Source organism: Massilia sp. S19_KUP03_FR1 (genome assembly GCF_036688685.1).
In the GTDB taxonomy this organism is placed as follows: Bacteria; Pseudomonadota; Gammaproteobacteria; order Burkholderiales; family Burkholderiaceae_D; genus JALYUM01.
In genome coordinates, this window is sequence record NZ_JAQQPS010000010.1 from 197,273 (window position 1) to 219,697 (window position 22,425).

The 22,425-nt window shown below is 64.9% G+C and carries 16 protein-coding genes and 1 pseudogene; 6 read left to right on the plus strand and 11 right to left on the minus strand.

The annotated features are described in order from the left end of the window. Positions 1-75 precede the first annotated feature (75 nt). The 6 genes and pseudogenes from V6M87_RS13270 (at position 76) to V6M87_RS13295 (ending at position 7,036) form a co-directional block, all read left to right on the plus strand. Positions 76-1,515: a hypothetical protein gene (locus tag V6M87_RS13270; protein ID WP_332877103.1), complete on the plus strand. Its 1,440-nt coding sequence runs from the start codon at positions 76-78 to the stop codon at positions 1,513-1,515. A gap of 157 nt (positions 1,516-1,672) precedes the next feature. Further along, positions 1,673-1,795, plus strand: a pseudogene (locus tag V6M87_RS13275) (IS3-like element ISPsy37 family transposase); the annotation flags it as partial. Positions 1,796-1,817: 22 nt separating this feature from the next. Next, positions 1,818-2,519 (plus strand): NAD(P)H-binding protein, encoded by a 702-nt coding sequence (locus V6M87_RS13280; RefSeq protein ID WP_442920587.1) that lies wholly within the window; start codon positions 1,818-1,820, stop codon positions 2,517-2,519. A gap of 83 nt (positions 2,520-2,602) precedes the next feature. Further along, positions 2,603-3,364, plus strand: a complete 762-nt coding sequence (locus V6M87_RS13285; protein ID WP_332877104.1) for an MBL fold metallo-hydrolase — start codon at positions 2,603-2,605, stop codon at positions 3,362-3,364. Positions 3,365-3,494: 130 nt separating this feature from the next. Beyond that, a complete protein-coding gene (locus tag V6M87_RS13290) occupies positions 3,495-4,472 on the plus strand; it encodes a cation diffusion facilitator family transporter (RefSeq protein ID WP_332877105.1) in 978 nt (325 codons plus the stop codon). Next, the gene (locus tag V6M87_RS13295) at positions 4,469-7,036 is read left to right on the plus strand and encodes a cation-translocating P-type ATPase (protein WP_332877106.1); all 2,568 of its coding nucleotides are present in this window, start codon (positions 4,469-4,471) and stop codon (positions 7,034-7,036) included. The genes V6M87_RS13290 and V6M87_RS13295 overlap by 4 nt, the downstream gene beginning before the upstream one ends. Before the next feature lie 12 nt (positions 7,037-7,048). Here the strand turns inward: V6M87_RS13295 and V6M87_RS13300 are convergent, their stop codons facing one another. The 11 genes from V6M87_RS13300 to V6M87_RS13350 form a co-directional block, all read right to left on the minus strand. Next, positions 7,049-8,005, minus strand: coding sequence for an FAD:protein FMN transferase (locus tag V6M87_RS13300; RefSeq protein ID WP_332877108.1), 957 nt, complete (start codon positions 8,003-8,005; stop codon positions 7,049-7,051). Continuing rightward, positions 7,989-10,208, minus strand: a complete 2,220-nt coding sequence (locus V6M87_RS13305) for a PepSY domain-containing protein (protein ID WP_332877109.1) — start codon at positions 10,206-10,208, stop codon at positions 7,989-7,991. Before V6M87_RS13305 ends, V6M87_RS13300 begins: the two co-directional genes overlap by 17 nt. 12 nt (positions 10,209-10,220) lie before the next feature. After that, the gene (locus tag V6M87_RS13310; protein ID WP_332877110.1) at positions 10,221-10,691 is read right to left on the minus strand and encodes a DUF2271 domain-containing protein; all 471 of its coding nucleotides are present in this window, start codon (positions 10,689-10,691) and stop codon (positions 10,221-10,223) included. Continuing rightward, positions 10,688-11,053, minus strand: coding sequence for a PepSY domain-containing protein (locus V6M87_RS13315; protein WP_332877111.1), 366 nt, complete (start codon positions 11,051-11,053; stop codon positions 10,688-10,690). Before V6M87_RS13315 ends, V6M87_RS13310 begins: the two co-directional genes overlap by 4 nt. A gap of 27 nt (positions 11,054-11,080) precedes the next feature. Then, complete coding sequence (locus V6M87_RS13320) at positions 11,081-12,742, minus strand: L,D-transpeptidase family protein (RefSeq protein WP_332877112.1); 1,662 nt, start codon at positions 12,740-12,742, stop codon at positions 11,081-11,083. Then, positions 12,732-15,338 (minus strand): ATP-dependent chaperone ClpB, encoded by a 2,607-nt coding sequence (gene clpB, locus V6M87_RS13325; RefSeq protein WP_332877113.1) that lies wholly within the window; start codon positions 15,336-15,338, stop codon positions 12,732-12,734. The genes V6M87_RS13320 and clpB overlap by 11 nt, the downstream gene beginning before the upstream one ends. Before the next feature lie 81 nt (positions 15,339-15,419). Next, positions 15,420-16,274, minus strand: coding sequence for a Crp/Fnr family transcriptional regulator (locus V6M87_RS13330; protein ID WP_332877114.1), 855 nt, complete (start codon positions 16,272-16,274; stop codon positions 15,420-15,422). A gap of 353 nt (positions 16,275-16,627) precedes the next feature. Then, entirely contained in the window at positions 16,628-17,491 is an 864-nt protein-coding gene (locus tag V6M87_RS13335; protein WP_332877115.1) for an oxidoreductase, read from the minus strand. Then, positions 17,488-18,621 carry an alkene reductase gene (locus V6M87_RS13340; RefSeq protein WP_332877116.1) on the minus strand — a complete coding sequence of 378 codons (1,134 nt, stop codon included), beginning with the start codon at positions 18,619-18,621 and terminating at the stop codon, positions 17,488-17,490. Before V6M87_RS13340 ends, V6M87_RS13335 begins: the two co-directional genes overlap by 4 nt. A 272-nt stretch (positions 18,622-18,893) precedes the next feature. Next, positions 18,894-21,329, minus strand: coding sequence for a hypothetical protein (locus tag V6M87_RS13345; protein ID WP_332877117.1), 2,436 nt, complete (start codon positions 21,327-21,329; stop codon positions 18,894-18,896). Beyond that, a complete protein-coding gene (locus V6M87_RS13350; RefSeq protein WP_332877118.1) occupies positions 21,326-22,408 on the minus strand; it encodes a hypothetical protein in 1,083 nt (360 codons plus the stop codon). Before V6M87_RS13350 ends, V6M87_RS13345 begins: the two co-directional genes overlap by 4 nt. Positions 22,409-22,425 lie beyond the last annotated feature (17 nt).

The following is a 22,425-nucleotide window of genomic DNA, read 5'->3' on the forward strand; positions in this document are numbered from 1 at the left end:
CTGTATGGTTCGCTAGACCGAGGGTCGACACGATCGCCGTGGTGGCTCCGTCAGGCGCTTTCAAGAGGATGCATTGTGTCCAACCAGATTATGGCGCTTCACCGGGTTTCTCCACGCTGTTACGACCTGACTGGTCTGCGAACCGGCAGTGTCCGTGACCAATTGCTTCGGTCAACCCTGATGGTCAATGCCCTCTGCGCCGAATCCTTGATCGGTGCCGGTTCCCCCCTGCTAATTTTCGGGGCGGGGGCCGCCGGCATGAATGCGGCGATGCTGGCTGCGGCGCGCCATGTCGATGTCACCGTGGTGGAACTGACCACGAACGTGTTTCCCAGTATTTCGGCTTCCTGGCTGCGGCGGATCGATCCGACCGAGTACGACTGGCCGCACGGACACTGGAAAACGGCGCGCTTTCCCATGGTCGGCACTATTCCATTGCCGCAAACTGCGGCCATGTCCGGCGCTTCGCTCGCCTCGGCTTTCACCAAGCAATGGGACAATTTCCTCAAGACCCGCAACGGCCGCAACGGCTATGGCACGGTGACATTGCTGCAGGGGCTGGATGCCCGTGCGCTGGTCGAGTCCGATCTTTCCGCGAACCTTTTCCTTGAAGTCCACGGGAACTGGCTGCCAGGGGCGGCGGCCATGCAGACCAGGCAGTTCGGCGCCCGCTTGTCATGCATGGGTTACGGCAAGGAGCAGGTCAGCGAGATACCCTTGCTGGGCATGTGGCAGGGCTATGTTGGTCCGGAATTCTGGACCGACAGCGATGGTATCGATGCGTACCAGCCGCTACCGGCGGGGGTCAACAAGATCGTAATTTCCGGTGCAGGCGACGGGGGCATGCAGGATCTTCAGCGCGCGTCAACCTCCCTGTTTGGGCGCCTTCTCTACGAATTGCTGGAAGTGGCTGACAGCAGAAACCCCTCGCCGACATCCAGCATCCTGCCAACCGATGGCATGTTGAACATAATGATGAGCGCCGAAGAAACGGCACGACGTGCATTTGGCTGGGCACCGAGCCGCCATGGTGTACCGCACACCTTGCAGAAGTGGCACGACACATTTAAGCAGGCGATTGACAAGATGGTGCACGGCTGGCCACTCAACGTCGCCACGCATGTTGCGCAAAATCTGTTCCGGCCTGAACTGCTCGACCCGAGTTCGCCGCTGCAAATTACCTGGTTAATGCGCGACGCCACACCGGGCTATGCTTACGCGCTGAACCGCTACCTGAGTGTTTTGCTCTGCTCGCTAGCTGAGCGCCTCGTGCCCGGTCGCATCGAGGTATTCCCTTCAAGCACCTTGTATTCGATTGCCCCGGTCGGACACATCTGCACCAGTGCTGCCACCTGCCTCGGCAAGAGGCATGCCGTGGAAATCGACCACGGCAATGGGATGCAGTCGAAGCGTGATGCCGATCTGATCATCGTTCGCCACGGTGTCATACCGCAACGCCTCTCGAAAAGCGCTCCTGTGCCAGAACAGATGACGCCGTACGACCTGCCTCACTAGCGGTGGTTGTCAAGCTGGTTGTCGCGTTAGCGGCTGTTAGGCTGCTTTTCTAAATGCAGGCGAATTAGTTGCTGGCGCTTTGGTTTCGACGATCATAACGTTGGGGTTGAGATGCACTTCTTTGACGACAGACCAGTTGCGTATCCAGCAGCACTGACCGGCAGCAGGACTGATCGTTCATTCCGATCGGTGCAGCCAGTATGCCAGCGCGCTGTGCCAGAAACTCTTGTGGGAAAACGGCTTTGTCTGCAGCATGAGCCGTAAAGGTAATTGCTGGGATACTCAGTTCCATCAACGGCGAAGTGGCGCGCGTTCTGCTGGCGCGCGGCTGGCGCGTGCAGGCCATGCATCGTGCCCCGCAAAGTGTTGCAGAAAAAGAAGATGGCCTGCAGTGGTGCGTCGGCGATGCGATGAACCAGCAGGACGTCATCAGCGCAGCGCAAGGCGTGGCGCTGATCGTGCATGCGGTGAACCCGCCCGGCTACCGCAACTGGGATGCACTGGTGCTGCCGATGCTCGATAACACGATTGCCGCGGCACGCCTGAGCGGCGCACGCATTTTGCTGCCCGGCACGGTCCACAACTTCGGGCCAGATGTTTTCCCGCTCATCGAAGAGGATGCGCCACAGAATCCGCGCACGCGCAAGGCTGCCATCCGGGTCGAGATGGAGGCGCGCATGCAGGCGTCCGCCGCGACCGGGGTGCGTACCTTGATCGTGCGCTCGGGCGATTTTTTCGGCCCGAATGTCGGTAACAGCTGGTTCTCACAGGGCCTGGTGAAGCCAGGAATTCCGTTCCTCCAAACTTATGCAAACCTAACCGAAGCTAGGTTTTTTTGCCGTTGGATTCCTGCTTCAACGGGGCCGGTTTCGCTTTGCGATTGTTTGCAAAGCCAGCGCCTTCCCTTCCACAGGCGCAGTGCCATGGCACTGCCGGCGGAACTCGCCGCTGTAGTTCTCGAATTGATGGCCGCAATAAGATCGCGGTCATGGTCATGGTCATGATGCGACGGTTGACAGCATCGCCACTGTCGCGATGACTAGACCCACTGCCATTGGCCTTGGTTTTCGGCTTGCCGCAGGTACAGATGGCCGAGCCGCCTTCAAATCCAGTGCGTGAACTGACATCGGTGCCGGTGGGGCACGGTATCTGGCGCATCAATAACGGTACCACGGTGGTGGAATGTGGCGATCACCTGGTTCTGTTCGAACTGGCTGTGCTGCCGGACGAGGCGAAAGCCACCCTCGCTTTTGCTCGCAAGCTGGGTCGTGGCAAGCCGATTCGTTATCTGGTAGCCAGCCACAACCATTTCGACCACACCCTGGGACTGCGCCAGGCGGTTGCGCAAGGCATTCCCGTCATCCAGCGCCCGACGACGCTTGCGCAATTTCACGAAACAATCAGCCGCGCTGCACCCGATTATCCGGACGATCTTGCTCGTTCCCCCCAGCCGTTCAAGACGCATGTGATGGGTGATCATCTGCGCCTGCAGGACAGCACACAGACGCTCGATCTGTATTGGGGGCGCAGTAACGGCCACATGGCCGACGTCATATTTGCTTACGCGCCTGAACAGAAGGTGATGATGGAAGGCGACCTGGTCACCGCAGCGTATGAATGGCAGAACTGGCCCGACACCTTTCGCGACGTCACCGCATACTACAAACTGGACGTACAGAAAATTTCACCGGTTCACGCAGTCTGGAAGGCCCATCCCGATGTGCTGATTAAAGCCCAGGCGGAACAATTGCTGCAGGCCGGTACCAAGCGGGCCCGCGAACGTTGTGAACGTGAAGTGAAGAATCGCAATTACATTCCTGGCTGCCCGATTCAAAGCAAATATGATTGACGCTGCCGCATGACGTGGGGTGAAACATCGACCGGCCCCAGGACGCCAGCAGCCCATGTCGAATGACCACAAACGCGCATGCTAGACTGAACCAGCGTGGTCCGGCCCGGGCCGGACATTGGAGACACCCTTGAGCGACCTGCACCAACCGATCGACGAGTCCGAAGATAGCGAAAGTATTGTTGCCGGGCGCAGCGCCGCGGCAGCGCGCAGCACGTGGACCAGCGTGGTCGTCAACATTTTGCTGAGCAGCTTGCAGATCACTGTCGGCGTGCTCGCCAGATCGCAAGGCCTGATCGCCGACGGCATCCATTCGCTGTCCGACCTGGTCGCCGATTTTGTCGTCCTTTTTGCCAGCCATCACGGCGCCAAGGAGGCCGATGCCGACCATCCCTACGGCCACCAGCGCTTCGAAAACGCGGCCTCGCTGGTGGTTGGCGCCTTGCTGCTGGCCGTCGGGGCCGGGATGGCATGGTCGGCCATCGGCAAGCTCGAGAACCCGGACAGCATCCCCGTGGTCCATGCGGCGGCGTTGGCGGTCGCTGCAGTGGCCCTGGTGGCCAAAGAAATCTTGTTTCGCTACATGCTGAAGATCGCCACCCGCGTCAAGTCGAGCATGCTGGTCGCGAACGCCTGGCACGCCCGTTCGGATGCGGCATCCTCGCTTGTCGTCGGGATCGGTATCGCCGGCAACCTGGCCGGTTATCCGCTGCTCGACCCGATCGCCGCGCTGATCGTCGGCCTGATGATCGCAAAAATGGGCTGGGGCTTTGCCTGGGATGCGCTGCACGCCTTGATGGACCGCGGTATCGACGAGCAGGAAGTGGCAGCGATCACCAGCACGCTCGCCGCAACCCCGGGGGTGATGGGCGTGCACGATGTGCGCACCCGCAAGATGGGCGACATGATCGTGGTCGATGCCCACATCGAAGTCGATGCCACCATCCCGGTCGAGGCGGGGCACGACATTGCGGTGGCGGCGCGCCGCAATGTGATGGCGCGCCATCGCGTCTTGTCGCTGATGACCCATGTCGATCCCTGGCACCGGCCCGACCTCGATCATGCCAGCGCAGGCGCGCCTGCCGCACGCAGCGACGCTGGAACATGACTGCCGCCGGGGGCGCTGGGGCCGCCGCTAGCGGCTTGAGCGAAGCCGAGGCCGCCCGCCGCGTGCTGCAGGATGGCCCGAATGCCTTGCCCGTCTCGCAGCAACGCACGCTGCTGCGGCTGCTCGCCGAGGTGGTCACCGAGCCGATGTTCCTGCTGCTGGTGGCGTGCGGCACGATCTACCTGCTGCTGGGCGATCGCGGCGAGGCGCTGATGCTGCTTGGCTTTGTATTCGTGGTCATGGGCATCACGTTTTCCCAACAGCGGCGCGCCGAGAATGCGCTGGCGGCCTTGCGCGACCTGTCCAGCCCGACGGCGCTGACCGTGCGCGACGGCGCCGTGCACACCACCGCTGCAAGCGCACTGGTATGCGGCGACATCGTTCTTATTTCCGAGGGCAACCGGGTGCCGGCCGACCTGCGCCTGCTCGAATCCTCCAACCTGGCGCTGGACGAATCGATGCTCACCGGCGAATCGGCCACGGTGGCAAAATTCGCCGCTGCGGCCGCTGCTGACCCGGCCAAGGCGCGCAGCATCGATCCGGCATCCCAGGTCTATTCGGGCACCCTGGTCACGCAGGGAAACGCGCGCGGCGAGGTCATCGCCACCGGCGCGCGCAGTGCGCTCGGACGAATCGGGGCATCGCTTGCCGCCATCCGCACCGAACCGACACCGATCCAGCAAGAGACCCGGCGCGTGGTAAAACGGGTGGCGCTGGTGGGGCTGGCCATGGCGGCTGCCCTGGCCGCCACCTACTGGTACCTGCGCGGCGACTGGTTGCATGGACTGCTGGCCGGACTCACGTTCGCGATGGCGATCCTGCCCGAAGAACTGCCGGTGATTCTCACCATTTTTCTTGGCCTGGGTGCGTGGCGGCTGGCGCGCGAACAGGTGCTGGCGCGGCGCATTCCGGCCATCGAGCTGCTCGGCGCCACCACCGTGCTGTGCGTCGACAAGACCGGTACCCTGACCATGAACCGCATGGTCGTGCGCGCGCTCTGGACCGAAGCGGCGGCCTACGATGCCGGCACTGCCGGCGACGCGCCGCTCGCGGAGGCGCTGCACGGTGTGCTCGAGTATGCGGTGCTGGCCAGCCATCGGCGCGCATTCGACCCGATGGAGTCTGCCATCGGCGCGGCCGGCGCGGCGCTGCTGGCACACACCGAGCACCTGCATCGCGACTGGACACTGCTGAGCGACTATCCGCTGACCAAGGCGATGCTGGCCATGTCGCGCGTCTGGCAATCGCCCGACCAGCGCGCCAAGATGATCGCCGCAAAAGGCGCGCCGGAGGCGATCATCGACCTGTGCCATCTCGAGCCCGCGCGCAGCGCCGCGATCGCGCAGCAGGTCGAGCGCATGGCCGCGCAGGGCCTGCGCGTGCTGGGCGTGGCCATGGCGGTGTTCGACGCCGCCACGCTGCCCGGTAACCAGCACGATTTCGATTTTCAGTTCCTCGGACTGATTGCGCTGGAAGATCCGGTGCGCCCAGACGTGCCGGCCGCGATTGCCGAATGCCGGCAGGCGGGGATTCGTGTCGTCATGATCACCGGCGACCACCCGGCCACCGCGCTATCGATCGCGCGCCAGGCCGGACTTGCCGCCGGTGCGGCCATCACCGGCGTCGAACTCGATGCCATGGACGACGCCGAACTGGCACGGCGGCTGGCCGATAGCGTGCTGTTTTGTCGGGTCCAGCCGGCCCAGAAGCTGCGTCTGGTGCAGGCCTTTCGCGCCCGCGGCGATGTCGTGGCGATGACCGGCGACGGCGTCAACGACGCGCCGGCGCTGAAGGCGGCCGACATCGGTGTCGCCATGGGCGCGCGCGGCACCGACGTGGCGCGCGAGTCGTCGGCGCTGGTCTTGCTCAACGACGACTTCGGCTCGCTGCTCACTGCCGTGCGCCATGGGCGCCGCCTGTTTGCCAACTTGCGCAAGGCGATCGTCTTCGTGGTGGCGGCGCACGTGCCGATTGTCGGCCTGTCGATCCTGCCGGTCCTGTTCGGCTGGCCGATGCTGCTGATGCCGGTCCACGTGCTGTTCCTGCAACTGATCATCGATCCGGCCTGCTCGGTGGTGTTCGAAGCCGAGCCGCTCGAAGCCGATGCCATGCAGGCCGCGCCGCGCCGACCGGATGCGCGCCTGTTCGACCGCGCGGTGCTGCTGCGCGGCCTGTGGCAGGGCAGTGGGCTGCTGCTCGCGCTGGTCGGCCTGAGCGCCGTCGGGCGCGCGCTGGCCGCGCCCGACGATGCCATCCGCGCCACCATGTTCGGTTCGCTGGTGCTGGCTAACCTTGGCCTGATCTACGTGAACCGCGCATGGTCGCAATCGACCTGGCGCCGGAGGGACAGCGCCAATCCGACCTTTATTTTCATCGTGGCAGGCGCGCTGATGTTGCTGGCGCTGGTGCTTGGCATTGCGCCGTTGCGAGCGCTGTTCGTTTTTGCGCTGCCTGGCGCGACCCTGGCATCGATCGGGGTCTGCGCCAGCGTGCTTAGCGTGCTCTGGTTCGAAACAGTCAAGCGCTTTGCCCGCACAGCGGCTGCGCGCCCAGAGCAGACGTAAGAACAGCGTGCATTAGTTCGGTTCGGACAGCGCGCCGCCGAGCACCAGGATTTCCTGCAGCCGGTCGCCGTCGCGCAGCACGAACAAGGCATTCATGCCGCGTTCGCGCGCCAGTGCGAGGCCGTCGCGCTCACCGAGCACCAGCAGCGCCGTCGCCCACGCGTCGGCCAGCATGCAGGTCGAGGCCAGCACGGTGACCGCGGCCAGCCGGTTCGACACGGGTTGCTGCAGGGTCGGATGCATCGTGTGCGCATAGCGTGTGCCGGCAATATCCACCCAGCGCGGGTAGTCGCCGGAGGTGGCAATCGCCGCGTCCTGGAGTTCGATCACGCCAGCTACCTCGCGTACGCCATACACCGGTTTTTCGAGCGCGACGGCCCACGCCTCGCCGTTGCTCTTGCAGCCGCGCGCGCGCATTTCGCCGTCGATGCCGACCAGGTAGCGGGTCACGCCCCAGCCATCGAGGCAATCCGCGAGCCGGTCGACGCCATAGCCTTTGGCGATACCGGACAGGTCAAGCGCGACCGGTGCACGCTTGCGCACGCGGCCACCGGCCCGGTCGATGTCGAGGCTGGCGCCGGCCGGGCAGTGCGGGCTTGCAGGCAGCGTGTCGCGCTGCTGCGCCGGGCCGAAGCCCCAGCGTGCCACCAGCGCGCCGACGCCGATGTCGAAGGCGCCCATCGACTGCAGGCCGATCCGCACGCCGGTGTCGAGCACTTCGGCCAATTCCGCCGGTACCGCAAGCCAGGCATGTTCGGGCGCGGCATTTAAGCGGCACAGGTCGGACGCCGGATTCCAGGTCGACATTTGCCGGTCGACCCGGTCGACCGCTGCAAACAGGCTCGCGCCGATGGCTGGCGCGTCGATGCCATCCGGAGCGTAAAACACCGCGCTGTAGCGCCCACCCATCGTCGCGCCATTCAGACTGTAGCGGCGCAGGGCGCTCGCCGGTTCAGAACACGTCTTCACGGTATCTCCCGCAGGTGCGCAGGGTAGCGACGTTCAGCTTGAGCGGCGCCAGGATGGTGTCGAGCGCCGCCCTGACGCCGGCCGCCATCGCGCTGCTGCCGCACACCAGCACCTGGCCGCCGTCGGCGATCAGTGTGCGCATGTGCTCGGCGTCGTCGGTCAGCCGGTTCTGGACATGTGTACCGTTTTCCACGCGCGAAAACGCGGTGTGGAGTTGCGTGAGGCGGCGGTCGGCGAGGTAGTTGCGCAGTTCAGGCTGGTACAGGAAATCGGATGCCGGGTCGCGCCCGCCCCAGTACAGGTACATCGGGTGTTTGCCGGTGTTGTTGCGGATGAAGCCGGCCAGCGGCCCGATCCCGGTGCCGGCGCCGATCAGGATCACGGGCGCCTTGCCGGATGCCGGCCGGAAGGCGGGGTTGGGATGGATGAAGGCCTCGATGAGGTCGCCCGGTTGCAGTCCGTGCAGGTAGGTTGAACAGAGGCCGCCGGGCTGCCTGCGCACGCAGATTTCGAGGATGCCGTCGCGCGCACCGCTGGCCAGCGAATAAAAGCGCGGCATCGGGCTGCCTGGCGCGATGACGCCCGCCAGGTCGCCCGCTTCGAAGCGCGGCAGGCGCCGGCGCCGCAACAGACGCTGGAACCAGAGCCCCGATACCTGCGCCGGGGCGGCGCCAAAGCGCAACACCACGGTCGGTTGCTGCTCTTGCGCGCCGTAGTCGATGCGTTCTTCCAGGCGCAGCAAAAACGTGCGCGGATGGACCGGCGTGTGTTCGAGTCGCAGTTCGATGCCCAGCCGTTCGCCGACGGCGTTGCCCCACTGCGCGAATTGCTGCGTCGACTGGCGGTCGATCGTGGCCAGCGCAAGCATGGGCTGCCACCCGTGCGAAAGCAGCGCCGCATCGACGTCCCGGGCGAACTGGCAAAATTGCGCGAACTGGCTGTCGCCAAAACCGAGGACTGCAAACTGGCGCGCCGGATTGGCCGGGACCCGATCGAGCAGGTCGAGGAACTGGCTGGCCGACGCCGGGGCAGCGCCATCGCCATAGGTCGAGGTCAGCACGAACAGTTTGGCGGCCGCTTTGTAGCGCGACGAGAACTGGTTCATCGGCGCCGTGTGGACGCGCTGGCCGGCAGCGCGCAAGGCGTCATGAAAAACCCGGGCAAAGCCCCAGGTGCTGTTGTTTTCGCTGCCGACCAGGATCACCGTGTCGGCCAGCTGGGCGGCGCTGTTGCCGGCGATGCGCGGTTTGGCGCGCTGCCGGCGCCACCAGACGGTGACGCCGGTCACCGCCAGCCACGGCGCGCACAGGGCGCACAGGCCGAGCACCAGGCCGAGCCACCACAGGCCCTGGCCGGTGTGCAGCTGGTACACCAGTTCATACGCCTCGCGCACGCCACTGTGGGCGCGATAGGCAAGCCGCGCACCGCTGGCCTGGTCGACATAGGCGTCGCCCTGCATCGTCCGCAGGGTGTACACGGAGGACCGGTCGCCCGGGATCGGAAACACCAGTTCGCGCAGGTCGGTGAGCCGGGTCGCCATCAGTGCCGGCAGGCGTGCAACCGGCGCTGGCGGCCCGCCCGAGGTGGTGGCGGGAAAATCGGGTTCGGCCTGCATGCCGTCGGCGACCAGGCCGAAGGTTGCCGCCGACATATACATGCCGGTCAGCGCCGACAACAGCAGGCCGGCAGCGGCCACCCGGCCGACCGCGGCGTGCAGGCGCTGGCTGGCGCTGCCGTGCAGCGGTCGGTATATCTGCCGCCATCCACCGACGCGCTTGACCAGCAACAGCAGGCCCGAGATGCACAGCACCAGCATTGCCAGTGCGGTGATGCCGACGGCAACCCGGCCGGGGGTGTCGAGCAACAGGGATCGGTGCAGTTGCTTGACCCAGCGCGAGAAGGCCGATGGCACAAAGGCGGCGATGGCTTTGCCGCTGGCGGGATCGACGAGGTCGGCCCTGGCGCCGCTGTCGGTGCTGTAATACACGATGAGCGAGCCGGACGGGGTGCGCTGGATCTGTTCGGCGGCGGGGTAATGCTGCACCACCCGGCCCGCCAGTTCGGCCACGCTGACCCCGGCCGGCGCGCTGGTGCCGAGCCGGTCGAGGGCGGGATCGAGCGACAGGATCGCGCCGGTCATCCCAAGCAGCATGACCAGCAGCGCGCTGATCAGGCCGGGCAGGGAATGCCACTGGCGTAACATGCGGGCGCGCCCTTACAGGTCGTAGTTGAACGACTTGACGTAGCCGCGCCCCTTGACCGGCTTGCCAGCGCCTGCCCTGGTGAGCGGCGCGCGCGCATCGACCGGATTGTCGCGCCCGTCTTCGGCTGCACTGTCGATCCGGATTTCGTAGCCGGCGTCGATCAGCGCGTCGGCCAGCTCGACCGTCACCTTGAGCGACTTGCCGCTGCCGACGCTGGCGCCGCTGATGCCGTCGAATTCGCGCGCATCCAGGCCGCTGGCGCGCGCCCAGCTGCTCAGGTGCTTGTAATATTTCGCCTTGGTGCCGTCAACCCACAGGGTCTTCTTGTAGTTGCCGGCGGCGTCGGTGAGATAGAACGCCAGGTAAGCGCCGTTGCCGCCATAGTTTTGCAAGGCGGTGGTGAGCACGACCGGGCGGGCGTTGGCCAGTGCGGGCAGCGCCAGCGCGCCTGCCATGCAGGCGCCGGTGATGATGTTTTTCATGGCAGATTTCCTTTGCTTGCAGGGCTGCTTGCGTCCCCGCGGTGAGACTTCGAGTGCCCCGTCCCGACATAGTCCGAGGCGTCGCCGGCCGGCCCGAATTCCACCTCGATGCTGCGCATGCGCAGCGAAGCGGGGGCGAATTTGGCCTTGACCTTGTTACCCATCCGGTCGATTCCCCTGACCTCGTAACAGCCATCGTCGACCTTGATGCGCTGCACCGTCCAGCCGCGCTGCTCGGCTTGCTGGCGTAATAATTCACGCGGCTTCCATTGGTCGATCGGATCGGCGCAATCGGTATCGGCGAACGCCATGCTGCTGGCGAGCAGTGCTGCCATCGCAACGAGGGTACGTAACAGGGTCATCACCTGCTCCTTGGTAAGAAAAACGGATCAGGGCAGCATCGTTTGCATACGCGCACTGGTCTGTGTGCTTGCGCGCTTTCGCCGCGCGTTGCGTTCTTCGAGGCTGCGTTCGAGCGCCGCGTCGAAGCCGTAGACATCGTCCGGAAACATGGCTTGCCCGTCGTGGTCAACCATCGCCGTGGTGTAAAAAATTATGACCGGCATCGTCGCTTTTAGCGCCACCGTCCGGCTCTGCCCGGGCGCCAGCGCCGCCGCCACTGCTGCGCTGGTCCAGCCCTGCTGGCCGCCCAGCACGAAGTTGGCCAGCGCCTCGGTGTCTTCCACCCGGATGCAGCCGTGGCTGAAGTCGCGCCGGGCCCGCGCGAACAAGGTGCGCGCCGGGGTGGAATGCAGGTAGATATTCATCGCATTCGGCAGGCCAAACTCGATGTTGCCGAGCGCGTTGCGTGGGCCGGGCCGCTGGCGTACCCGAAGCGTGCCTGCGCGCAGTGCGGCCAGGGTGGCGGCGTCGACCTTCTGCGCGCCGCTGCCCGCCACTTCCATGTCGTTCTTGACCAGGTAGTTCGGGTCGCGCAGCAGCGCCGGCAGGATTTCGCTGCGCAGGATGCTGGGCGGGACGTTCCAGTACGGATTGAACTCGATATAGCGCAGCGTTCCGGTGAACAGCGGTGTCTGGGTGCGCACCGACTTGCCGACAATGACGCGCGAAGCGAGCAGCGGCGCCGCATCGACGTTTGTAAAGGCCCACAGGCGAAACGACGGCAGGTTGATCGCAATGAACGGTGCGCCGGACAGGTCGGGCAGCCAGCGCAGGCGTTCGAGCGACAGTTCGATCTGGCGCACGCGCGCCGCCAGCGGCACGTTCAGCGCCGCCACGGTCTGGCGTCCCAGTTTGCCGTCGGCGGGCAGTCCATGCCGTTCCTGGAAGCGCGTCACGGCCAGCGCCAGCGTCGCGCTGTAGATGCCGGGCTGCGTGTCGCCCGGCGCGTCGACCAGTGCCGGCGCCAGGTCGCCGAGCAGCGCCAGGCGCGCAGCGAGCGCAGGCGCACCGGCATACGCGGCGCCGGGCGACAGCGCGGCGCCGGACGCCACTGTTGCCAGTGGCGCCGCGGGCGCCAGGGCCAGCGTGCGGTAGGTCGCCAGCAAGGCCTTGAGCCGGCCATACAGCGCCAGGTGCGGCGCGGCTGCATCGACCGCGCCGGCCAGGTCCTGGTTGCGCAGGGCGATCCCCAGCAGCGTGACCGGATCGACCGTGCGTGCCGGCGCAAACGCCGAGCGGACCTGGCCGACCTGCAGGTCGGCCAGGTAGCGCAGCATGACCAGGGTCAGCGCTGCATCCTGGTCGGGCGCGTCGTCCACCGTCGCGCCGCCGTTTGCGTGCATGCGCACGGCAACCAGGCGCACGTCGTCGGCGCTGACCGGCAGGCCGTGCTCACTCGCCCGTCCGAGCAGGTCGAGCGCCTGGGCCGTGGTTGCGGCGGTCCAGGCGCTTGTATAGCCGCGCTCGCTGTAGAAGCGGCTCAGCCAGTCGCGCTCATCATAAGGCGCGCTGGGGTCGGGCGTGTCCTGCGTAGCGTTGTGCGCGAGCAAGCGGATGCGCTCGGGCGCCGGTTGGCACCAGGCCCACTGCGCCGCGAGCAGCAGGACGGCAAGCACGCCCCGGCGTCCCCACGCGCGTTCACGCAGCATGGGCGCGCACGGGTTCGCCGAACACCAGCTTGCCGTCTTCGAGATCGACTGCGATGGTGTCGTTGACGCCAAACCGGCCCGACAGAATCAGCTTCGAGAGCGGATTTTCGATCTCCTGCTGGATCGCGCGCTTGAGTGGCCGCGCGCCATACACCGGATCGTAGCCGGCTTCGGCGATCTTGTGCAGCGCTGCGCTCGATACCGTCAGCGCCATGTCCATCTTGGCCAGCCGGCCTTCGAGCTGGCGCAGCTGGATGGTGGCGATGGCGCCGATGTTGTTCTGGTCGAGCGCGTGGAACACCACGATCTCGTCGATGCGGTTGATGAACTCGGGCCGGAAATGGTTGCGCACTTCACCCATCACGGCAAGCTTGACGAGCGCCGGATCGTCGGTCGTCATCGACTGTATCAGGTGCGAGCCGAGGTTGGAGGTCATCACGATCACCGTGTTCTTGAAGTCGACGGTGCGGCCCTGGCCGTCCGTCATGCGGCCGTCGTCGAGCACTTGCAGCAGCACGTTGAAGACGTCCTGGTGGGCTTTTTCGATTTCGTCGAACAGGATCACGCTGTACGGGCGGCGCCGCACCGCTTCGGTCAGGTAGCCGCCTTCGTCGTAACCCACATAGCCCGGTGGCGCGCCGATCAGGCGCGATACTGAATGCTTCTCCATGAATTCGCTCATATCGAGGCGAATCATGGCGTCCTCGGAATCGAACAGGAACGATGCCAGCGCCTTGCACAGTTCGGTCTTGCCGACACCGGTGGGGCCCAGGAACATGAACGAGCCGTACGGCCGGTTCGGGTCACTCAGGCCCGCGCGGGAACGGCGGATCGCGTCGGCCACGGCCACGATGGCCTCGTCCTGCCCGACCACGCGCTCATGCAGGCGATCCTCGATATGCAGCAGCTTGTCGCGCTCGCCCTGCAGCATGCGCGACACCGGGATGCCAGTCGCCCGCGAGACCACTTCGGCGATTTCCTCGGCGCCAACCTGGGTGCGCAGCAATTTCGGCCGGGCGCCGGCCGTTTCGAGCGTGCTGGCGTCTTCTTCCTTCTTCAGTTGGGCCTCGAGTTCGGGCAGCTTGCCGTACTGGAGTTCCGACACTTTCTGCCAGTTGCTCGCGCGCGTCGCCTGGTCCATCTGGTGGCGCAGCCGCTCGATTTCTTCCTTGATGTGGGTGGTGCCCTGCACGACCGCCTTTTCGGCCTTGAGGATTTCCTCGAAGTCGTTGTATTCGCGGCCGAGGCGGGCGATCTCGTCATCGATCAGGCCGAGCCGGCGCTGCGACGCTTCATCCTTCTCCTTCCTGACCGCTTCCTTTTCGATCTTCAGCTGGATGATGCGGCGGTCGAGCCGGTCCATCACTTCCGGCTTCGAATCGATTTCGATCTTGATCTTGGCGGCCGCCTCGTCGATCAGGTCAATTGCCTTGTCGGGCAGGAAGCGGTCGGTGATGTAGCGGTGCGACAGCTCGGCTGCGGCGATGATGGCGGCATCGGTGATCTCGACCTTGTGGTGCAGCTCGTACTTTTCCTGCAGCCCGCGCAGGATCGCGATGGTGTCTTCCACGCTCGGTTCGTCGACCAGTACTTTCTGGAAGCGGCGCTCGAGCGCAGCGTCTTTTTCGATGTACTTGCGGTACTCGTCGAGCGTGGTGGCGCCGACGCAATGGAGTTCGCCGCGCGCCAGCGCCGGTTTCAGCATGTTGCCGGCGTCCATCGCGCCTTCGCCCTTGCCGGCGCCGACCATGGTGTGCAACTCGTCGATGAAGACGATGGTGCCGCCTTCGTCCAGCGCCAGTTCCTTGAGCACGCTTTTCAGGCGCTCTTCGAATTCGCCGCGGAACTTGGCGCCGGCCACCAGAGCTGCCATGTCGAGCGAGAGCACGCGCTTGCCCTTGAGCGTATCGGGCACCTCGCCATTGACGATGCGCTGCGCCAGGCCTTCGACGATGGCGGTCTTGCCCACGCCCGGCTCGCCGATCAGCACCGGGTTGTTCTTGGTGCGCCGCTGCAGGATCTGGATGGTGCGGCGGATTTCTTCGTCGCGTCCAATCACCGGGTCGAGCTTGCCCTGGCGCGCCCGTTCGGTCAGGTCCAGCGTGTATTTTTTGAGCGCTTCGCGCTGGCCTTCGGCGTCCGCCGACCCGACCGCCTCGCCGCCGCGCACGGCGTCGATCGCGCTGTCGATCGATTTGCGCGACAGGCCCGCCTCGCGCGCCAGCCGGCCGCAGTCGGACTTGTCCTCGGTGAGCGCCACCAGGACCATCTCGCTTGACACGAACTGGTCGCCACGTTTCTGGGCTTCCTTGTCGGCCAGGTTCAGCATCGACATCAGTTCGCGTCCAGCCTGGGTTTCGCCGCCGCTGCCAGACACCTTGGGCAGGCGCTCGATGGCGCTTTTCAGTGCACTCGTCATGGCGCCGAGATTGACACCCGCGCGCGCCAGCAAGGAGCGGGCGCCGCCGTCGTCCTGGTTCAGCAGGGCAGTGAGCAGGTGGAGCGGCTCGATGTACTGGTTCTCGTTGCCTACGGCCAGGCTTTGCGCATCGGACAGCGCTTCCTGCAGTTTGGTGGTCATTTTTTCGTGTCGCATGGGGTCACTCCGGTGATCGTGCAAGATTGTTTGCGGCCTGCCAGGGACAGGCTGGTGTGGTGCAGAATAAGTGTGGCGCGCCTATGCAAAGGCGAGTTCCGACTGCCTCTCTTCGGCGTCCTGTGCATCCTCGCGCGGCTGCGCACGGGTAACATCGCCGCTAAAATGAAACGGCGGCAGCGCGCCGCTGGTGCGCCAGGCGTTTTTCATGGCCACGGGTGCTGGCGCGAGTTCGGGCAGCAATTGCGCGGTCGCGTGGCAAACCACGTCGTAACATTCGCACACGTGCTCGAGCAGGGCAGTGCGGCTGTGAATCGTGACATGCCCGCGGCGCCAGCTGATGGCGCCAAGCTGCTGCAGCCAGCGGGCGGCGTCGGTGACGCCCTCCCGGCGCACGCCGATGATGGCGCCGATTTCTTCCTGGGTGACGGCCATCTCGTTGCACGAAGAACGGTCGAGCATTTGCAGCAGATAGCGGCATAGCCGTTGCTTGGTGCTGTGGTGACTGTTGCACGCCGCCAGTTGCGACACCTGCAGCAGGCGCGACTGCGTATAGCGCAACAGCAGGCGCAGCAGGGGCCCCTTGTGATAAAACTCTTCCATCAGGCGTGCCGAACTGAGTCGGAACGCGTAGCCTGCCGCCTGCACGGCGGCGCGTCCGGCCGAGCGTTGGCCGCCCATGAACAGCGAGACGCCCAGCATGCCTTCGTTGCCGATCCGGGTAATTTCCGAGGTGCCGCCGTCTTCAAGCAGGTAATCGATCGAGATGGTGGCCGTGACCGGGAAGTACACGTACGGCATCTTGCCATTGGCCTGGTACAGCACGTCGCCGTGGGCCAGCGAGATCAGTTCCAGGAACGGCGACAGGCGGTGAAATTCCTCCCGGTCGAGTTCGGCCAGCAAACGGTTTTTGAGTGGATCGAGGGGATTGAGCATGATGTGAACGCCTTGTGAGTACGCAGGCTGCGCAGGGAAGTGAGCGCAGTGATTTTTTGTGGTCCGGGCCTGCCGGGTCGGCATGCGCAGGACGCCGGCAGGTATTGCTGCGTAAGGGCCAGTTTTTTGCGTTCTCCTTGATGCGGCATAGATAATTGATTTCCAGGATGACATCGTTCCTGCATCGATGGCCGCGAGTGTACAAAAACCCAAGTCAAAAAACGTTGATGTGGATCAAAAACGGGGATGTGCAGATTTCCGGTGTATGCATTGCGCGCTGGGACGCCTGCGCTGCGTCGTGGCACGCCTGTCGATCTGGATACACGACCTTCGATTCGGGCGCGACCGGCGGCTTAGCGCGCAGGGAAATCGGCTGCGCGGGCAATCGTTTCAACCGCGGCAAATTGCGCACGCAACGCATCGAGTTGCGCCATGGCGCCATCGAAAGCATCATTGCCCAGCAATAGATGGGCAGGCGGGTGGCCCGCGGCGATCGCATCGAGCATGGCGCCGGCAGCGCGCGCCGGGTCCCCGCGCTGGCGGCCCGACACCGCGCGCAAGGCCACACGCGTGGCGCCGGCGGTGGCGGCGTAGTCGGCGATCTGCGTCTTGCTCTCGCCGGCCGAGCGCCCGGCCCAGTCGGTCCGAAAGCCGCTCGGCTCGACCACCATCACGTCGATGCCCAATGGCTTGAGTTCTTCGCGCAAGGCGCCGGACAGGCCTTCCACGGCGAACTTGGTCGCGCAGTAGTAACCAAGGGCGGGCATGGCGCGCAGACCGCCGGCCGAGGACATGTTGACGATGCAGCCGGTGCGGCGCTGGCGCATGCCGGGCAGCACGGCGCGGATCATGCGGCCCATGCCAAAGACGTTGATATCGAACAGCCTGGCAATGGCGGCCGGTTCGCTTTCCTCGACGGCGGCAAAGTAACCGATGCCGGCGTTGTTGACCAGGACGTCGATCTTCCCGAAGCGGTTCATGGTCGCGCTGACGGCCGCGTCGACCTGGGCCGCATCGGTCACGTCCAGCGGCAAGATCATGGCACGCGAATGGCCGGCCAGTGCGCGGATCTGGTCGACGTTGCGGGCCGTGACGGCAACCTGGTGGCCGCGCGCGAGCGCCTGGGTCGCCAGTTCAAGGCCGAAGCCGGATGAACATCCCGTGATCAGCCAGACCGGCGGCGCCAGCGCTGGCGTGGATGGCTGGCCGGGGTTCATGCCGGCACCTCGGCATCGATGTTGGTGGGCATGGCCGGATAATCCGTGTAGCCATGCTCGCCGCCGCCATACAGCGTGGCCTGGTCGAACGTGGCCAGCGCCGCATGCGATTGCAGGCGGTGCACCAGATCGGGATTGGCGATGAACGGGCGGCCGAAGGCCACCAGGTCGAGCTGGCCGGCGGCGCGCCTTTGCTCGGCCAGCGCCAGGTCGTAGCCGTTGTTGGCAATATACAGGCCGTTGAACAGGCGCCGCAGGGACTGCAGGTCGAAACCATGTTCGACGTCGCGTGGACCGCCGGTAACGCCCTCGATCACGTGCAGATATAACAGTTTGAAGAGGTTCAGTTGCTGTACCACGTGGGTAAACAGCGCCTGCGGGTTGCTGTCGCTGATGTCGTTCATCGGGCTGAGGGGCGAGAGTCGTACCCCGACCCGGTTGCTGCCCCAGACACCGGTCACGGCGGCCGTTACTTCCATCAACAGGCGGCTGCGGTTTTCCAGCGCGCCGCCATAAGCGTCGGTCCGGTGGTTGGTACTGTCGCGCAAGAACTGGTCGAGCAGGTAGCCGTTGGCGGCATGGATTTCCACGCCGTCGAAGCCGGCGTCGAGGGCTCGCTCTGCGGCGCTGCGGTATTGCTCGACGACCCCGGCGATTTCGTCCAGCGTCAATTCTCGTGGCGTGACAAAGGGCTGAAAGCCGTTTTCGGTAAAGGCCTGACCGGCGGGCTGGATGGCGGACGGGGCGACGGGTAATTCTCCGTGTGGCTGCAAGGATGGGTGAGAGATCCGTCCGACGTGCCACAGTTGCAGGAAAATGCGCCCGCCGGCTGCGTGCACGGCACGCGTGACGGTTGCCCAGGCCTTGACATGGGCGCTGTTGTAAATGCCTGGCGTGCCCGCGTAGCCTTTGCCCTGGGCCGAAATCTGGGCGGCTTCTGCGATGATCAGGCCGGCTGTGGCGCGCTGGCGATAATAGTCGGCGGCGTACTTGCCGGGCACGCCATCGGCTTCGGCGCGGCTACGCGTCAGGGGCGCCATGACGATGCGGTTGCGCAGATGACAGGCGCCGAATTGAACTGGTAGAAACAGGTCGCTGGCAGAAGCTGGTGGGGGGGTGTGGGTTTGCATGGTTGCGCTGTCCGGTGAGGATGGATGGGTGACCTGGAACTGGCCTGAACCAACCTTATCGGGCGCATCCCGGCAGGACTGTGTGGATGCGCGCTTAAGCGCTAGCCGGGCGCTTTGAATCGATAGCAGCGACCTCACCGTGACCGCGAAGGGCGGCAAGGTCATGCCAGGTAATGTGCACGTGACGAAAGCCACATCGGCGCAGGCAATAGCATAAATCACGTGATCGACACTATGTAAATGTCGAAGCACGGCAAACTGGCGCGCCAACCTCATTTTGATTGTGGATAGCGTTCCGCCATTGTGGAGACGGCTCCGGACGGCCCGTACCTATCCCGCACGCGCGCAACATGCTCGCGGTAGATGCGCCGCTCGCGCCACGTACTGGCCAAGTACATGACGTGAGCATAGGCCAGGGCAACTGCGATGGAGAGGATGACGAACGGTATCGTGGAAATGAAATCCACCGGGTATGGCAGAAGCAACAGCGTCGATTCTGCCCGCGAGCCCGAAAACCGGGCGGCGACCCAGGTGCTGGAGAAGTAGCCGGAGACGAGGAACGCGACCGCCAGAGCACCGAGCGCCAGAAACACCAGGCGCTGGTCGCTCACCAAGCTTGGGGACGTGGACTTGTTGCGCAGGCTGCGGCGCATGTGGCTGACCAGATAGCCTCGTTCGCTAGACGTGGATTGGTTATCCGGGCGCTGGCGGTCTACCATCAGCAATTCGATATAAAGATCGCCGATGTCTTCCACACCGGCATTGTGCAGGGACGTCTCGTTGGCGATCAGGATCGTGCGGATCAGGTGCCGCTCCGCATCGGTGTCATGCCGGAGCAGGGCATCGAGCAGCGCATCGAGCGCGTCCAGCACTTCGCGGCGCGTGCTCATCTGCCGGTCGCGGATCGTTGGCGCGGACAACGCATCGGCCTGCGTGCTGAAACGCTCCTGGATGCGCTGGTGCTCCGCATCGCGCATTTGTTCCAGCTCCTGCAGGCGCGCGGTGATGCCGCTGATCCTCTCGTCGACGTCCGGCGAAGGCACGGTCTCCCCGGCGGGCAGCGAGAACGGGAACAGCGCTGGCGCAGGCTGCGGTGCCGCACGCTGGTCCTCTGCCATGACAGGCCATGCGGTATCACCGCCGTGTATTGCTAGCAGCCGAGCCCGCAGCTCACTTTCAAACGTCTTCTCGGCAAAGCGGATGGCAGGCGTTGACAGGCCGAGCAGCGGGAATGCGTCGTCGCTTGCATACCCCACCGATACGATCAGCAATTTCGCTTGGGACCAGTGCACATGGCGGTACTGCTGTATCTCGAGCACGCGCCGCGCCGAATCGATCTCGTCCAGCGAATCGGTTGCCTTGACGAGCACCAGCGCCGCGATGACGACGCCTCCCTTACTCAACAGCAGGCGATCGACCAGCTGACCGGCAACCAAGACCTCGCGTGACAGCGTGCCATACTCCGGGAAAAGAGCATCAGCAATGGCCAGCGCCTTCCTTGCCCGGTCGGCGATCGTGCCGGCCGTGCGTGCGCTTTCCAGGATCTCGCTGCCATCAAGACGGGCCAGTTCGCCCCGTGCTGTCTCGAAAGCATGGTGGGCAATACGCAGGATTTCACGCGGGAGTCCCCCCGACAGTTCGTGCAGCACGGCGATCGCATCGGTGCCGAAGCGCTGCCACAGCGGCAGCTCCGCCGTATAGGCATCGAGTAGCAACTGTGTTTCCGCCAACGGCAGGACCCCCACCACGATCTGCTCACGCTGCTTGAAGCGGGCCGGCACGTCCGGCTTCAACGACTGCCATGCCTCGTGCGTCCCGGCCACTACCACCATGGTCGACTGACGCTTAAGCTGTTCGACGAACTGGTTCAGCAACGCATTCGCATTGTCATAGCTGAGGTAGTAGGGCTGGCCGAGCAGTACCTGCAACTGATCGACCAGCACCACCAGCGGCACGCCAGCAATCCGGTGCAGCGCGGCGATGGACTCCAGCGCGGCGATCGCCCGCGTATCCCCTTCCGATGAGCGCTCGGCGTTGCCGTCGTCGCCAGCGCCGTGGAGCCCGGCCGACACGCCAAGCCGTGCCAGGTTGACGACATCATCCCCCATCAGCCAGCGATGCGCATCGTCGCCGAACAGCGGATCCGTCACGTCCAAAAGCACGCGGGGAATGTCGCTATACTTGGCGTTCGTCTGGAGCTTCATCAGCAGTTGCTGGCGCAGCTGTTCCAGGTCGATGTTGCCTTCTTCCTGCAACGCCTGCAGGCCGTCGATCGTGCCCAGCCGGTAAATTAGCTCCTCCGTTACCTTCAGCGACTGCACCTTGGTGCGCGCGAGGTTCAGCAGCGCCAGCTGGATAAGCTCGATGACGAGTCCGCGGCCGAAGGACTGCGTGAGCTGGTAGCACAGGTCGGCGAAGCGGTTTGTGTTGCAGATGCCGTATGCCACGGTGCCGCGGATCGTGCGCGTCTCGCTCATCAGCGCCGCAAGCCACGACAGCACGTGGGTCTTGCCCGACCCGTACACCCCGCGCACCCCGATGGCCATGCCGGCACGTTCCGGCTCCGCCTGGTAGTCCTTCAGGTATTGGATCAGCTCGCCCTGCAGCTCGCGCATGTATGGTAGCGATGTGCAGGTCGAGCGCGTGACGCCGTAGCTGGCGACGGCTTCGGAGGGAAACGGATTGCGGATGGCATGGTCTTCGCTCATGGCTTCCACCCCAGGTTCAGTTTCTGGCGAGCGCGGATGATGTCGTCTCGGTCGATGCGCAAGGCCAGCGGATCCGCAATGGCGGCACCGGCCGGTACGGCGCGCAGCCGCTCGGCGAACGCCAACCCGCACGTCTTGCGCAAGGCGCTGATCGTGTGATCCAATCGGGTTCCCGGCTGCGCGGTGCTGCCGGGTTGGTACAACGCGTCGATTGCATCCGCTGCGAAAGGAAATAGGGGATCCCCTTGTGGCGCGGTCGCTAGCCGCTCGGCCGCCACGCGGTGCCGGACATACTCCTTCGCGCGGTCCAGATCCAGCGGCTTTGAGCGGATCCATGCCACGTGTAGCCGGCTACTCAGCATCGTGTTATAGCAGACGTCCGCGTCGGCTCCCTTCGCCGTCATCACAATCACGTACGAGCAGCAGCTCTTTACTGAATCGTGGATGCTGGCCCAGCTGCGATGGTCGCCGCCATCACGGATCATGACGACAAGGGTTATGTCGATCGCCGCGAGAATGTCGCGGAATGTCTCGAACAGGCCGGTGTACGAGATGTCCCGAACGGCGAGCGGCTGCTTCGGAACGAATTGATCGAACGCCGTCCGCATCCTTGCTGCGACCTTATCCGCTTCGGCGATAGAAGGCTCGCCGTATTCGATCTTTGAAATGATGCGGTTGGCAACGGCCGCGACGTTGGCGCTCTTGTCGTAGCCATGCAGCTCCAGTTCCGCAACCACCGCCTTGCGGCTGGCCGTTGTCTTGGCGATGCGGTGCAACACCAGGTTGGCCAGCGAGTCCCGTCCCGTCTCGCTGGGCCCGGAGATCAACACCATCAGGCCCTTGCTCGACAGCGTACGCGGCGTAGGAAAGCCGGCCAGTATCGGCTGTTCCGACAGCGTGCCGATATTGCTCCTGCTCCAATCGTATACGTCGAAGTACAGCGGTAGCACGCGCTCGTCGACGTGGGGCCGCAGGTCCGTGTCCACCGCCTCGGCACGGATACAGTTGCCGTCCACATCGATCTGCGGATAGAACGGATCGGTCCGTAGTGACCATACGGTTTCGCATACCTCGGGCATGTTCGCACGCTCCGGTA

What these genes read in the sequence shown, in the direction of transcription:
- V6M87_RS13340 (WP_332877116.1), bottom strand. Translation starts at nt 18,621, where the DNA reads ATGCAAACCCACACCCCCCCACCAGCTTCTGCCAGCGACCTGTTTCTA.
- V6M87_RS13350 (WP_332877118.1), bottom strand. Translation starts at nt 22,408, where the DNA reads ATGCCCGAGGTATGCGAAACCGTATGGTCACTACGGACCGATCCGTTC.
- V6M87_RS13335 (WP_332877115.1), bottom strand. Translation starts at nt 17,491, where the DNA reads ATGAACCCCGGCCAGCCATCCACGCCAGCGCTGGCGCCGCCGGTCTGG.
- V6M87_RS13345 (WP_332877117.1), bottom strand. Translation starts at nt 21,329, where the DNA reads ATGAGCGAAGACCATGCCATCCGCAATCCGTTTCCCTCCGAAGCCGTC.
- V6M87_RS13285 (WP_332877104.1), top strand. Translation starts at nt 2,603, where the DNA reads ATGGCCGAGCCGCCTTCAAATCCAGTGCGTGAACTGACATCGGTGCCG.
- V6M87_RS13330 (WP_332877114.1), bottom strand. Translation starts at nt 16,274, where the DNA reads ATGCTCAATCCCCTCGATCCACTCAAAAACCGTTTGCTGGCCGAACTC.
- V6M87_RS13305 (WP_332877109.1), bottom strand. Translation starts at nt 10,208, where the DNA reads ATGTTACGCCAGTGGCATTCCCTGCCCGGCCTGATCAGCGCGCTGCTG.
- V6M87_RS13315 (WP_332877111.1), bottom strand. Translation starts at nt 11,053, where the DNA reads ATGACCCTGTTACGTACCCTCGTTGCGATGGCAGCACTGCTCGCCAGC.
- V6M87_RS13295 (WP_332877106.1), top strand. Translation starts at nt 4,469, where the DNA reads ATGACTGCCGCCGGGGGCGCTGGGGCCGCCGCTAGCGGCTTGAGCGAA.
- clpB (WP_332877113.1), bottom strand. Translation starts at nt 15,338, where the DNA reads ATGCGACACGAAAAAATGACCACCAAACTGCAGGAAGCGCTGTCCGAT.
- V6M87_RS13310 (WP_332877110.1), bottom strand. Translation starts at nt 10,691, where the DNA reads ATGAAAAACATCATCACCGGCGCCTGCATGGCAGGCGCGCTGGCGCTG.
- V6M87_RS13320 (WP_332877112.1), bottom strand. Translation starts at nt 12,742, where the DNA reads ATGCTGCGTGAACGCGCGTGGGGACGCCGGGGCGTGCTTGCCGTCCTG.